This is a genomic window from Streptomyces silvisoli, from assembly GCF_029269905.1.
In the GTDB taxonomy this organism is placed as follows: domain Bacteria; phylum Actinomycetota; class Actinomycetes; order Streptomycetales; family Streptomycetaceae; genus Streptantibioticus_A; species Streptantibioticus_A silvisoli_A.
The window spans coordinates 18597-32779 of sequence record NZ_JARJBC010000004.1 but is presented as its reverse complement, the minus strand read 5'-3'; the positions used below and the strand labels follow the sequence as shown (position 1 = coordinate 32779).

General features: G+C 71.4%; 9 protein-coding genes. 7 read left to right on the top strand and 2 right to left on the bottom strand.

Annotation, left to right across the window (positions count from 1 at the left end; translation table 11 throughout):
* Nucleotides 1-152: 152 nt before the first annotated feature.
* Nucleotides 153-1583 (top strand): sugar porter family MFS transporter, encoded by a 1431-nt coding sequence (locus tag P3G67_RS08110; protein ID WP_276092842.1) that lies wholly within the window; start codon nt 153-155, stop codon nt 1581-1583.
* A 542-nt stretch (nt 1584-2125) separates the two neighbouring features.
* Here the strand turns inward: P3G67_RS08110 and P3G67_RS08105 are convergent.
* Nucleotides 2126-3580 (bottom strand): purine-cytosine permease family protein, encoded by a 1455-nt coding sequence (locus P3G67_RS08105; protein WP_276092841.1) that lies wholly within the window; start codon nt 3578-3580, stop codon nt 2126-2128.
* A gap of 213 nt (nt 3581-3793) precedes the next feature.
* On the opposite strand from P3G67_RS08105, the gene ftsY reads away from it, so the two are divergent.
* Nucleotides 3794-5023: a signal recognition particle-docking protein FtsY gene (gene ftsY / locus P3G67_RS08100; RefSeq protein WP_276092840.1), complete on the top strand. Its 1230-nt coding sequence runs from the start codon at nt 3794-3796 to the stop codon at nt 5021-5023.
* A gap of 58 nt (nt 5024-5081) precedes the next feature.
* Here the strand turns inward: ftsY and P3G67_RS08095 are convergent, their stop codons facing one another.
* On the bottom strand, nt 5082-5759 hold the full coding sequence (locus tag P3G67_RS08095; protein WP_276092839.1) for a bifunctional DNA primase/polymerase: 678 nt from the start codon (nt 5757-5759) through the stop codon (nt 5082-5084).
* Nucleotides 5760-6265: 506 nt separating this feature from the next.
* Here P3G67_RS08095 and nsdA point away from each other — a divergent pair.
* The 5 genes from nsdA (at nt 6266) to ffh (ending at nt 14167) form a co-directional block, all read left to right on the top strand.
* On the top strand, nt 6266-7777 hold the full coding sequence (gene nsdA / locus P3G67_RS08090) for a transcriptional repressor NsdA (RefSeq protein ID WP_276092838.1): 1512 nt from the start codon (nt 6266-6268) through the stop codon (nt 7775-7777).
* A gap of 347 nt (nt 7778-8124) precedes the next feature.
* Nucleotides 8125-9510: an ammonium transporter gene (locus P3G67_RS08085; protein WP_276092837.1), complete on the top strand. Its 1386-nt coding sequence runs from the start codon at nt 8125-8127 to the stop codon at nt 9508-9510.
* Entirely contained in the window at nt 9507-9845 is a 339-nt protein-coding gene (locus P3G67_RS08080) for a P-II family nitrogen regulator (RefSeq protein ID WP_269859022.1), read from the top strand. The genes P3G67_RS08085 and P3G67_RS08080 overlap by 4 nt, the downstream gene beginning before the upstream one ends.
* Before the next feature lie 59 nt (nt 9846-9904).
* Entirely contained in the window at nt 9905-12361 is a 2457-nt protein-coding gene (locus tag P3G67_RS08075) for a [protein-PII] uridylyltransferase (protein ID WP_276092836.1), read from the top strand.
* Nucleotides 12362-12622: 261 nt separating this feature from the next.
* Nucleotides 12623-14167: a signal recognition particle protein gene (ffh, locus tag P3G67_RS08070; protein ID WP_276092835.1), complete on the top strand. Its 1545-nt coding sequence runs from the start codon at nt 12623-12625 to the stop codon at nt 14165-14167.
* Nucleotides 14168-14183 lie beyond the last annotated feature (16 nt).

The window sequence follows — 14183 nt, the reverse complement described above, 5'->3', positions numbered from 1 at the left end:
GACTTCGAAACTTGAAGGCATAGTCTCTGCAACGTCGTTTTAACTTTCGATGTATAGCCGAGTGGTCACGGGCGTTGGACCGCCTGACACTCGAAGCAGTCGAAGATCCAGGCCCCCAGGGAGGGCTCAGTGCGGAGCCCCAGGAGTTCACCTTGACCAGTAGCAGCGCAGTGGACCTCGGCAAGGACGGCCCCGGGGCCGCGCCTGACCACCTTGGCCACGTCATCTTCATCACCGCCGCCGCAGCCATGGGCGGATTCCTCTTCGGCTACGACAGCTCCGTGATCAACGGCGCGGTCAACGGCATCCAGGGCAAGTTCGGCATCGGCCACGCCCTGCTCGCCCAGGTGGTCGCCGCGGCACTGCTCGGCTGCGCGATCGGCGCCGCCACCGCGGGCCGCCTCGCCGACCGCATAGGCCGGATCCGCGTCATGCGGATCGCCTCGCTGCTGTTCGTGGTGAGCGCGATCGGCTCCGCGCTGCCGTTCGCGGTGTGGGACCTCACCCTGTGGCGGGTGATCGGTGGCTTCGGCATCGGCATGGCCTCGGTGATCGGCCCCGCGTACATAGCCGAGGTCGCACCGCCCGCCTACCGAGGCCGCCTCGGCTCCTTCCAGCAGGCCGCGATCGTCATCGGCATCGCGATCTCACAGCTGGTCAACTACGGCATCCTGCAGATGGCTCACGGCCAGCAGCGCGGCCACCTCGGCGGCCTTGAGGCCTGGCAGTGGATGCTCGGCGTGATGGTGGTCCCCGCGGCGCTCTACGGTCTGCTGTCCTTCGCCATCCCGGAGTCCCCGCGCTTCCTGATCTCCGCGGGCCGCGAGGCCGACGCGCGCAAGGTGCTCGCCGAGGTCGAGGGCGGCCAGGCCGACCTCGACGCCCGCATCACCGAGATCCGCACCGCCATGCACCGCGAGCACAAGTCCACGTTCAAGGACCTGCTCGGCGGCCGGGCGGGCCTCCTGCCGATCGTGTGGGTGGGCATCGGGCTGTCGGTCTTCCAGCAGCTGGTCGGCATCAACGTGATCTTCTACTACTCCGCGTCGCTGTGGCAGTCCGTCGGAATCGACCCGACCAGCTCGTTCCTGTACTCGTTCACCACCTCGATCATCAACGTGATCGGCACCGTGATCGCGATGGTCTTCGTGGACCGGATCGGGCGCAAGCCGCTCGCGCTGATCGGCTCCGCCGGTATGGCCGTCTCGCTGGGCCTGTGCGCCTGGGCGTTCTCGTACAAGACCGGTTCCGGCACGCACATCCACATGCCGGGACTGCAGGGCGCGGTGGCGCTCGGCGCGGCCCACGCGTTCGTGCTGTTCTTCGCCCTGTCCTGGGGCGTGGTGGTCTGGGTGCTGCTCGGTGAGATGTTCCCGAACAAGATCCGGGCGGCGGCGCTCGGCGTGGCCGCCGCCGCGCAGTGGATCGCCAACTGGCTCATCACGGTCAGCTTCCCGTCGCTCTCCGACTGGAACCTGTCCGGTGCCTACGTGATCTACACCTTCTTCGCCCTCCTCTCGATCCCGTTCGTGGCGTTCTTCGTCCGGGAGACGAAGGGCAAGGCCCTGGAAGAGATGGGCTGACCAACCCCGCTTGCCCGCCCCTTCCAGCACCGCCGCCCCGGCTCAGCCCCGCTGAGCCGGGGCGACGGGTTTTCGGGGGCGGGGCTTCCTCGGCGGCGCGCGGCGGTGTGCTCGGCCGGGGGACGGGCAACCGCCCGTCCGGATACGGGTTACGGGTTTACGGGAGGCCGGAGGCGGGGCACGGAGGGCGGGGCCCACTGGCGGGGCGCGTTCGAACACCGACAGGCTCGCGCCGCTGCGGCGGGACATCGGTTCGGACCCGCCAGCCCCGAGGCCCGCGTGCGACCCGGGGCCCGCGGCCCGAACAGAAGCGCACGCCCCGACAGGTCATCCCTCGCCGGGGGCGGGCGCCTGCCCCCGAATCCCCAGCCGGTCTCCGCCGCGAGGGGAGCAACCCGACCTCCCACGGCTCTGCCCGTCGGTGTTCCAACGGGCTCTGGCCAGACGGAAGTTCACCGGCCAGGCGTCGCGCCACCGTACGAAAGCGTCCCCCCTCCGCCGGGCAACGGCGAAGGGGGGACGTCGAGTTGGAGCGTCTGAGGTCAGCCGACCAGGGTCTTGTCCAGGTCGGCGGGCTCCGCCGCCTCAGCGGCGGCAACCGCCTTCTGCCGGGGCAGCACCGCGTACAGCACGGCGGCGACGACGATGGTGACCGCCCAGCCGAGGCCGTTCTTGCCCAGCCAGGTGCCGGCCAGCGGGCCGGAGAACCAGGACACCGCGGTGAAGCACAGACCGGTGGCCAGGCCCGCCGCCCAGGCGGTCATCGCCTGCCAGGCGAAGCCGCCCTGGTACCAGTAGGCGCTGGTGCGGGTGGTGTCCATCAGCGCCTTCGGGTCGTACACCCGACCCCGCAGCATGTCGACGCCGAAGACGCCGATCCAGGCCGAGAACGAGACCGCCAGCAGGGTCAGGAAGGAGATGAACGAGCTGATGAAGCTGGGCGCCACGATCATCAGCAGCGAGCCGAAGACCAGGCTGATGACCGCGTTGACGCTGACCGCCCAGGCGCGCGGGATCTTGAAGCCCAGGGTCTGCGCGGTGAACCCGGCCGAGTACATCGACATGCTGTTGATGAGCAGCATGCCGATCAGCGCGATCAGCAGGTAGGGCACCGACAGCCACATCGGCAGCAGCTTGCCGATGAACGACACCGGGTCGGTGGCCTTCGCCAGGTCCGGGGTGCCGACCGCCATCACCGCGCCCATCAGCACCAGCGGCACCACGACGATGCCCGCGCCCGCGACGGTGTTGCCCACGATGCCCTTGCTGGAGGCGGTACGCGGCAGGTAGCGGGAGAAGTCCGCACCGGACGGCGCCCAGCTGATGCCACCGGCCGCGATGGTGCCGACTCCGGCCACCAGCAACGCCGTTGAGCCCGCCGGGCGGGAGAAGACCGCAGACCAGTCGGTCTCGGCGATCAGATAACCCAGCACCGCGATGCTGAACGCGCCGAACAGGTACGCCGACCACTTGTTGCACAGCAGCAGCACCTTGCGGCCCATACCGCTGACCGTGAAGGTGGCGCCGACGAAGAACAGCAGGGTGACGACGATCAGCGGGGTGTTGCTCTTGATCCCGAACAGCAGGTTCAAGATGGTGAGCACCGCGTACGCGCCGGTCACCGCGTTGATCGTCTCCCAGCCCCAGCGCGCGATCCAGGTGACCGCACCGGGGAAGAGGTTGCCGCGCTGACCGAACACCGCACGGGAGAGCGTCATGCCAGGCGCGCCACCGCGCTTGCCGGCGATGGTCAGCACGCCCACGATGCCGTACGAGACAATGGGGGCGAGCACGGCGACCAGCAGGACCTGGTAGAAGTTCAGGCCGTTGGAGACCACAAGGCCCGCGCCCATGGTGAGCAGCAGGACGCTGATGTTGGCCGCGACCCAGGTGGGGAAGAGTTCTCTGACGCGGCCGTGCCGCTCGGAGTCGGGGACGGGCTCGATGCCGCGGGTCTCGATGGCACCTTCGGCATCGGGAGCAGGCGTCTTCTCCATAAGGGTGGTTTCTCCGAGCGGGAAATCGAGGGGGAGGGGCGACAGCGGCTATGAGACGATCATTAAGTCCCGTCTACGCGCATTGCAGATCAGGATCGTATGCGCGTCAGGAAGACGTCAAGGGTGACCTTTGTCCCATTAAGTTGCTTTAGCTGTGAGCCCCGCGTCTTCACGGGCACGGGCGTTGCGCCGTGGCTGATACTGGAGGACGTTATGGAAACCGTCATCCTTGCTGTAGTCATCGCCCTGGTCGCGGTCGGCGCGCTCAGCGGCCTCGTGGTCAGCAGCCGCCGCAAGAAGCAGCTGCCGCCCGCGCCGCCGCCGTCGGCAGAACCGAAGATCACCGCCCCGCCGGCCGAGCCGCACGTCGGCGAGGAGGCGGAGGAACCCCGCGAAGAACCCCGCAGGACCATCGAGGAGGTCGACCTGCCGGAGGCGGCCGCCGCCGTCGAGGCCCCGGAGGTCGAGGAGCCCACCGAGGTCGCCGGGGAACCGCTGGCCCCGCCCATCGAGGTACCGGAGCCCACCGCGGGCCGCCTGGTGCGGCTGCGCTCCCGGCTGTCCCGCTCCCAGACCACCCTCGGCAAGGGGCTGCTCACCCTGCTCTCCCGGGACCGCCTCGACGAGGACACCTGGGAGGAGATCGAGGACACCCTGCTCACCGCCGACGTCGGCGTGGCCCCCACCCAGGAACTGGTCGAGCGGCTGCGCACCCGCGTCAAGGTGCTGGGCACCCGCAGCCCCGAGGAACTGCGCACCCTGCTGCGCGAGGAGCTGCTGGCGCTGGTCGGCACCGACATGGACCGTGTCCTGCACACCGAGAGCCCCCAGGACACCCCGGCCGTGCTGATGGTGGTCGGGGTCAACGGCACCGGCAAGACCACCACCACCGGCAAGCTGGCCCGGGTCCTGGTGGCCGACGGCCGCAGCGTGGTGCTGGGCGCCGCCGACACCTTCCGTGCCGCCGCCGCCGACCAGCTCCAGACCTGGGGCGAGCGGGTCGGCGCGCGCACCGTCCGCGGCCCGGAGGGCGGCGACCCGGCCTCCGTCGCCTTCGACGCGGTGAAGGAGGGTATCTCCGAGGGCGCCGACGTGGTGCTGATCGACACCGCAGGCCGCCTGCACACCAAGACCGGCCTGATGGACGAGCTGGGCAAGGTCAAGCGCGTCGTGGAGAAGCACGGCCCGGTGGACGAGGTGATCCTCGTCCTCGACGCCACCACCGGCCAGAACGGGCTGGTCCAGGCCCGGGTATTCGCCGAGGTCGTGGACATCACGGGCATCGCCCTGACCAAGCTCGACGGCACCGCGAAGGGCGGCATCGTGGTCGCCGTCCAGCGGGAGCTGGGCGTACCGGTCAAGCTGGTCGGCCTCGGCGAGGGGCCGGACGACCTGGCGCCGTTCGAGCCGGAGGCGTTCGTCGACGCGCTGATCGGCGACTGACCGACACCTACCGGTAAGGGGCGCCCGCTTTTGCGGGCGCCCCTTACGCATGCCGGGATCACATCGTCCGCGCCAGCGTCCCGTGCCGATGGCACACGTACGCCAGCGTGCCCAGCAGCAGCCGGGCCTCCGGCGGCTGCCGGTCCGGAGAGGGCGGCCGCAGCCAGCGCACCGGCCCCAGCCCCCCGAGGTCCGACGGCGGGGCGGTGACGTGCTCACCCAGTCCCCGGCAGCGCAGATCGAGAGCGGCGCCGTCCCAGCCCATCCGGTAGAGCAGCCGCGGCAGCTCGTCCGCCGCGCCGGGCGCGACGAAGAACAGCGCACGGCCGTCCGGCGTGCCGATCACCGGGCCGAGCCGCAGTCCCATCCGCTCCAGCCGCACCATCGCCCGGCAGCCCGCCTCCTCGGCCACCTCCAACACGTCGAACGTCCGCCCGGTGGGCAGCAGTACGGCCGCGCCCGGCGTCAACGCCCAGGCGGCGCCGACCTGTTCACCGGTCGCGCCGGCCGGGATCTCGGCGGCGAAGTCCAACGCGTGGGCTCCGGGCGCCGCGCACCCCGGATCACCGCAACTGCACTGGCCACCGCCCCGGGTGGCGCGGGCACCGGGGGCCACCGCCCAGCCGTGCACCGCCGTGTACTCCGCGATCGTTGAGCGGACCGAGGCGCGGGTGCGGCGGCGCACGCCGGGAGTGATGTCCCGAATCTCCCGGAAGCTGCCGATCGTGAAGCCCATGTCACCTCCAACACTCGGAATTCGTCGATGGTTACGCCCGCCCGTCGCCCACCACCACCCTCGGTGGAGGCCCTGGCGGCACGGATCAGCGCGATATGTGGCTCGGGCTGCCTGCCCACGCCCCAGGGCCGACGCGCCGTCGGCGGCGGCGCGCCGGCGGCGCATCGCGGCGCGGGGTGTGGTGCGCGGCGTAGTGCGCGCCCTGGCGCGCTTCGCTCCACCCGGACCTGATGTTCATCTGTCAAGTGAATCGTGGGCGAGCAGGGAAGAGTTCATTCGAAGGGGTGGCGAATGGTGGCGATTTGGTATCTGCCCTCGCCGGATGGGTGATCACGGGATTACTTTCGGTTTACGAGCCCACGGAAGTCGCGCCGTCCGCGGGTATGCCGGAGGCAGAGAACGCACAGGCATTCGGTCACCGGGGGTGGCGCGTTGAGGACAGGGAGCCCCAACTGGCGGCATCCTTTGGACGGTTCGGCGAAGAGAAGTGGGATGGGGGCGTTCCGGTGGGCGGAAGCGTCACGAGCGGCGAGGCCGAGGCCAGCGGCGTCGCGGAGAAGCAGGCCAACGAACAACTGCGTTCGTGGTTCGTCCGCAGCGGTTGGTCCAAGGGCGAGCTGGCCCGTCAGGTCAACCGCCGGGCGCGGCAGATCGGCGCGCACCACGTCAGCACCGACACCTCCCGGGTACGGCGCTGGCTGGACGGCGAGCAGCCGCGCGAGCCGATCCCGAGAATCCTCTCCGAGCTGTTCTCCGAGCGGTTCGGCTCGGTCGTCGCCATCGAGGACCTCGGCCTGCGCAGCGCGCACCAGCCCCCCGCCACCTCCGGTGTCGACCTGCCCTGGGCGGGGCCCCAAACCGTCGAGCTGATCAGCGAGTTCTCCCGCAGCGACCTGATGCTGGGGCGGCGCGGCTTCCTCGGCGCCTCGCTGGCGCTGTCCGCCGGGCCCGCGCTGATCGAGCCGATGCAGCGCTGGCTGGTGCCCACCCCGGCGGCCGACGCCGTCGCGCCCTCCCGCACCCCGCGTGCCGAGCGGTCGTCCCGGCCCACCAAGCTCTCCGGCCCCGAGCTGGACCTGCTGGAGGCCACCACGGTCATGTTCCGCCAGTGGGACGCCCAGTGCGGCGGCGGCCTGCGCCGCAAGGCGGTCGTCGGGCAGCTGCACGAGGTGACCGACCTGCTCCAGGAGAGCCATCCGGAACCGGTGTCCAGGCGGTTGTTCAAGGTCACCGCCGAACTCGCCGAACTCGCCGGGTGGATGAGCTACGACGTGGGCCTACAGCCCAGCGCGCAGAAGTACTTCGTGCTCGCGCTGCACGCCGCGAAGGAGGCCGGGGACCGCCCGCTCGGCGCCTATGTGCTGTCCAACATGAGCCGCCAGATGATCCACCTCGGCCGTCCCGACGACGCGTTGGAGCTTATCCACCTCGCCCAGTACGGCAGCCGGGGCACCGCCACCGCCACCACACAGTCGATGCTCTACGCGATGGAGGCCCGCGCCTACGCCAGCATGGGCCAGGTGCAGAAGTGCCACCGCGCGGTGCGGATGGCCGAGGACACCTTCACCGACCGCCACCCGGCCGAGGACCCGGACTGGATGCGGTTCTTCTCCGAGGCCGAGCTGAACGCGGAGAACGCGCACTCCTACCGCGACCTGGCGTACGTCGCGGGCCGCAGCCCCACATACGCCTCGCTGGCGCAGCCGGTGATGGAGCGTGCCGTGGAACTGTTCGCCCAGGACCCGGAGCACCAGCGCAGCTACGCCCTGAACCTCATCGGCATGGCCAGCGTCCATCTGCTCCAGAAGGACCCCGAGCACGCCTCCGAACTGGCCGTGCAGGCGATCGGCGTGGCCAGGAGGATTCGTTCCGAGCGGGTGAACACCCGCATCCGCCGCACCACCGACACCGCGGTGCGCGACTTCGGGCAGGTGGCCGAGGTCGTCGCGCTCAGCGACCGGCTGCGCACCGACCTTCCCGACGACTACGAGCAGGATCCGGCGGCCCAGGCCGTGTGATGTGACGGACCTCTTCACTCCGGCCGCGGCGGCCACCCCGATCAGCCCGACTAGGCTCCCCCACCGCCAGGTCGACGGGCAACCGCCGCGGCCGGTTCTGTCTGCGCGTCGAAGGGCCCGCAGCAGTGGCCTGTAGCGGCCAGCGGGTACCCGGTATACGGAGTACCGCGTTCACCATGACCGGCGCGGACCGGTTCACTCGGCCGTAACACGCGCGCCATCTTCGTCACGGCGGCGAAACACCGCACGGCGGCGACTGAAACCCGGCTGGGCCACGCTCTAGGCGATAACCGGCCCTTTCATTCCCCCACGCCAACGCGGGCCGTACCGACGACGAGGAGGCGCCGATGCCAGCCGGCATCTTGACGACGCTCGCTGCCGACAAGCCCGTACTCGACACGGGCCATACCGCGTTCATGCTGATCAGCGCCGCCCTGGTGATGGTGATGACGCCAGGGCTCGCCTTCTTCTACGGCGGCATGGTCCGGGTCAAGAGTGTGCTGAACATGCTGATGATGAGCTTCATCAGCCTCGGCATCATCACCATCTTGTGGACCCTGTTCGGCTTCAGCCTCGCTTTCGGTACCGACCACGGCGGTTTCATCGGCGGCACCGACTGGCTGGGCATGCGGCACATAGGGATCACCCAGCTGTGGCCCGGCTACGGCATCCCGATCTACGTGTTCGCCGTCTTCCAGCTGATGTTCGCGGTGATCACCCCGGCGCTGATCAGCGGTGCGCTGGCGGACCGGGTCAGGTTCACCGCGTGGGCGCTGTTCATCACACTGTGGGCGATCGTGGTGTACTTCCCGGTCGCGCACTGGGTGTGGGGCACCGGCGGCTGGCTGGCCAAGCTCGGCGTGATCGACTTCGCGGGCGGCACCGCGGTGCACATCAACGCGGGCGCCGCGGCGCTCGGCGTCATCCTCGTCATCGGCAAGCGGGTCGGCTTCAAGCGCGATCCGTTCCGGCCGCACAACCTGCCGCTGGTGATGCTCGGCGCGGGACTGCTGTGGTTCGGCTGGTTCGGCTTCAACGCGGGATCGTGGCTGGGTGCTGACGGCGTCGCCGCGGTCGCGTTCACCAACACCCAGGTCGCCACCGCCGCCGCCATGCTCGGCTGGCTCGGCTACGAGCGGATCCGGCACGGCTCCTTCACCACCCTGGGCGCCGCGTCCGGCGCGGTGGCGGGCCTGGTCGCGATCACCCCGGCCTGCGGCTCGGTCTCCCCGATGGGCGCGATCGCGGTCGGCGTGATCGCCGGTGTGCTGTGCGCCTGGGCGGTGGGGCTGAAGTTCAAGCTCGGCTACGACGACTCGCTCGACGTCGTCGGCGTGCACATGGTCGGCGGCATCGCCGGCTCGCTGCTGATCGGCCTGTTCGCCACCGGCGGGGTCGGCCAGACCGCCAAGGGCCTGTTCTACGGAGGCGGGTTCGAGCAACTCGGCAAGCAGGCCGTCGGTGTCGTCTGCGTCCTGCTGTACTCGCTGGTGGTCTCCGCGGTCCTCGCCAAGGTGATCGACCTGGTGATGGGCTTCAGGGTCAGCGAGGACGACGAGGTCTCCGGCATCGACCAGTGCGAACACGCCGAAACCGGTTACGACTTCGCCGGAGTCGGCTCCGCCGCCCGGCTCGGCGGCCTCCCGGTGGCGGCCGAGAGCAAGGCGGTCACCGGCAAGAAGAACGAGACCGCTTCCCCGGCCCAGGCCGCGGAGCCGAAGGTGGACGCATGAAACTCATCACCGCAGTCATCAAGCCGCACCGCCTCGACGAGGTGAAGACCGCCCTCCAGGACTTCGGGGTGCAGGGCCTGACCGTCACCGAGGCCAGCGGGTACGGCCGCCAGCGCGGTCACACCGAGGTCTACCGCGGCGCCGAGTACACCGTCGACCTGGTGCCCAAGATCCGCATAGAGGTCCTGGCGGAGGACGCCGACGCCGACGAGCTGATCGAGGTCCTGGTGAAGGCCGCCAGGACGGGCAAGATCGGCGACGGCAAGGTGTGGAGCGTCCCCGTGGACACCGCGGTCCGGGTGCGGACCGGCGAGCGCGGCCCCGACGCCCTTTAGGCCCGCGCGGACGACCCACCCTGGACGATGCGGAATCGCGCCCGGCATTGGGAGACCGTATGACTGACCGTGCCGTCCCGGAGGCCTCCGGGACCCCCCACCGTGTACCGGCCGGCGCACGGTCGCCCGATGCCGGATACGCGGCGGCCCGGCTGGCCCTGCTCAACGAGGAGGGCCAGCCGGGGCCGTCGCGCCGTGCCACGCTCGCCGACCTGACCGACCGGTGGCTCACCGGACTCTTCCCGACCCGGCCCACCGGTACCGCACTGGTCGCCGTCGGAGGCTACGGGCGCGGCGAACTCTCCCCGCGCAGCGACCTGGACCTGCTGCTGCTGCACGACGGGACGGCCGGCACCCGCGAGGTCTCCGCGCTCGCCGACCGCCTGTGGTACCCGGTGTGGGACCTCGGCCTGGCCCTGGACCACTCGGTGCGTACCCCCGCCGAGGCCCGCAAGACCGCCGAGGACGACCTGAAGGTGCAGCTCGGCCTGCTCGACGCACGCCACATCGCGGGCGACCCGGCGATCACCGCCGCCCTGCGCACCGCCGTGTTCGCCGACTGGCGCGCACAGGCCCCCAAACGGCTGCCCGAACTGCACGAGCTGTGCCTGCAACGGGCAGCCCGCCAGGGCGAGTTGGCCCATCTGCTGGAACCCGACCTGAAGGAGGCGCGCGGCGGACTGCGCGACGCGACCGTGCTGCGCGCCGTCGCCGCCTCCTGGCTGGCCGACGCCCCCCGCGAGGGCCTGGCCCAGGCCCGCACCCGGCTGCTGGACACCCGCGACGCGCTGCACCTGGTCACCGGGCGCGCCACCGACCGGCTGAGCCTGCAGGAGCAGGACCAGGTCGCCTCCTGGCTGGGCGTGCTGGACGCCGACACACTGCTGCGGCAGGTGTACGAGGCGGCCCGCACGGTGGCGTACGCGAGCGACGTGACCTGGCGCGCGGTCGGCCGGGTGCTGCGCGCACGGTCGGCGCGGCCCCGCAAACGGTTCCTGGGACGCGGCCGCGTGGAGCCGGTGGACGTGGAGCGGGTGCCGCTGGCCGAGGGCGTGGTGGAGCAGGAGGGCGAGGCGGTGCTGGCCCGCACCGCCCGGCCGGAGCGCGACCCGGTGCTGCCGCTGCGCGCGGCGGCCGCCGCCGCCCAGGCGGGCCTGCCGATCTCCGTGCCCGCGGTACGGGCGCTGGCCGCCGCCGCGCCCGCGCTGCCGGTGCCGTGGCCCGCGGAGGCCCGGGAGCAACTGGTCACGCTGCTCGGCGCCGGGCAGGCCACGGTGCCGGTGTGGGAGGCGCTGGAGGCCGAGGGGCTGATCACCGGGCTGCTGCCGGACTGGGAGCGGGTGCGCTGCCGCCCGCAGCGAAACCCCGTACACCGCTGGACGGTTGACCGGCACCTGGTCGAGACCGCCGTGCAGGCGGCGAGGCTGACCCGCCAGGTCGGCCGCCCCGACCTGCTGCTGATCGGTGCACTGCTGCACGACATCGGCAAGGGCTGGCCGGGCGACCACTGCGTGGCAGGCGAGGTCATCGCCCGGGACGTGGCCGCGCGCCTGGGCTTCGGCCGCGCCGACGCCGACACCCTCGCCCTGCTGGTACGGCACCATCTGCTGCTCATCGAGACGGCCACCCGGCGCGACCTGGACGATCCGGCCACCGTCGAGTCGGTGGCGAAGACGGTCAGGTCGGTGGAGTGCCTCGACCTGTTGCACGCGCTGACCCAGGCCGACGCGCTCGCTACCGGGCCGGCGGCGTGGAGCGCGTGGCGGGCCTCGCTCGTCGCCGACCTGGTGCGCCGGGTGGCGGGGCTACTGGTGGGTGAGGCGCCGCCGGGGCCGCCGACCCGGGAGCTGTCCGCCGAGGAGGAGCGGCTGGCGGTCGAGGCGGCACGCACCGGCGCCCCGGTGCTGGCGCTGCGGGCCGAGTCGGAGCCGGTGGCGGAGGACGGCACCGAGCCGGTCGGCGTGGAACTGCTGCTGGCGGTGCCGGACCGGCCCGGGCTACTGCCCGCGGCGGCGGGTGTACTGGCGCTGCACCGGCTGACGGTGCGCGCGGCGGACCTGCGCACCGCGGACCCGATCGGGGCGGGCCTGGTGACCCTGCTCAGCTGGCGGGTGGCGGCGGAGTTCGGTTCGCTGCCGGAGGTGGCCCGGCTGCGGGCCGACTTCGCGCGGGCCTTCGAGGGATCCTTGGACATCGAGTCCCGGCTGGCGGAGCGCGAGGCCGCCTATCCGCGCCGCAGGGGCGTTCCGGCGCCGCCGCCGAGGGTGACGGTGGTGGGCGGCACCTCCCAGGTGGCCACCGTGATCGAGGTCCGGGCGCAGGACGCGCCGGGGCTGCTGCACCGCATCGGCCGCGCCCTGGAGGACGCGGCCGGGGTGGCGGTGCGCTCGGCGCGGATCAGCACACTGGGCGCCAACGCGGTGGACGCGTTCTACGTGGTGGGCCTGGACGGCACCCCGCTTCCGCCGGACCGGGCGGCAGAGGTGGCCCGGGAGCTGGAGGCGGCGCTGGGGTGACGCGCTGCGGTGGCGGTCCGTCCGGGGCGGGCCGCTGCCGGTGGGCGCCCGTACTGTGCGAAGCCGCGCCGGTACGCCCGCTTCGCGGTCCCGCGTACCCGATCACCCCACGGGCAACTCCAAGCGCGGGACTGAGCGGATCCACCACCCTCTCCACCCTTCTTTACCGCCGGCCGGACCGCGGTGGAGACCGCACCTGGAGTGTCCGGATACCCTGGAGGGCGATATCCGCCCGCCGCCGACCCGAGGATCCGCGACGCCGTGTTCGACACTCTCTCCGATCGCCTCGCAGCGACCTTCAAGAACCTCCGGGGCAAGGGCCGCCTGTCCGAGGCGGACATCGACGCCACCGCGCGTGAGATCCGCATCGCGCTGCTGGAGGCGGACGTCGCGCTCCCCGCGGTCCGCGCGTTCATCAAGCAGGTCAAGGAGCGGGCGCTAGGCGCCGAGGTCTCGCAGGCGCTCAACCCGGCCCAGCAGGTCATCAAGATCGTCAACGAGGAGCTGATCGGCATCCTCGGCGGCGAGACCCGCCGGCTGCGGTTCGCCAAGACCCCGCCGACCGTGATCATGCTGGCCGGTCTCCAGGGCGCCGGTAAGACCACGCTCGCCGGAAAGCTCGGCCGCTGGCTCAACGGCCAGGGACACACCCCGCTGCTGGTCGCCTGTGACCTCCAGCGTCCGAACGCGGTCAACCAGCTCGCGGTCGTCGCCGAGCGGGCGGGCGTCGCGGTCTACGCGCCCGAGCCGGGCAACGGCGTCGGCGACCCGGTGAAGGTCGCCAGGGATTCCATCGAGTACGCGCGAACCAAGCAGCACGACGTGGTCATCGTGGACACCGCGGGCCGCCTCGGCATCGACCAGGAGCTGATGCAGCAGGCCGCGGACATCCGCGACGCGGTCAGCCCGGACGAGATCCTCTTCGTCGTCGACGCCATGATCGGTCAGGACGCGGTCAACACCGCCCAGGCCTTCCTCGACGGCGTCGGCTTCGACGGCGTGGTGCTCTCCAAGCTCGACGGTGACGCCCGCGGTGGCGCCGCGCTGTCGGTGGCGCACGTCACCGGCAAGCAGATCATGTTCGCCTCCAACGGCGAGAAGCTGGACGACTTCGACGCGTTCCACCCGGACCGCATGGCGTCCCGCATCCTGGGCATGGGCGATGTGCTCAGCCTGATCGAGAAGGCCGAGCAGACCTTCAGCCAGGCCGAGGCCGAGAAGATGGCGGCCAAGCTGGCGAAGGGCCCCAAGGAGTTCACCCTCGACGACTTCCTTCAGCAGATGGAGCAGGTCCGCAAGATGGGGTCCATCTCCAAGCTGCTCGGCATGCTGCCGGGGATGAACCAGATCAAGGACCAGATCAACAACCTGGACGAGCGGGACGTGGACCGCACCGCCGCGATCATCAAGTCGATGACCCCGGCCGAGCGCACCGACCCGACGATCATCAACGGCTCGCGCCGGGCCCGTATCGCCCGGGGTTCCGGCGTCGAGGTCGGCGCGGTCAAGAACCTGGTGGAGCGGTTCTTCGACGCCCGCAAGATGATGTCCCGCATGGCGCAGGGCGGCATGCCGGGCATGCCCGGAATGCCGGGCATGCCGGGCCTGGGGGGCGGGGCCCGCAACAAGAAGAAGGCCAAGCCCGCCAAGGGCAAGCAGCGCAGCGGCAACCCGATGAAGCGCAAGGCCGACGAGGCCGCGGCCGCCGCCCGCCGCGAACAGCAGCCCGACAACCCGTTCGGCCTCCCGGCGGGCGACGACGGCAAGTTCGAACTGCCCGACGAGTTCAAGAAGTTCATGGGCTGACCGGGGGCCGCGACCG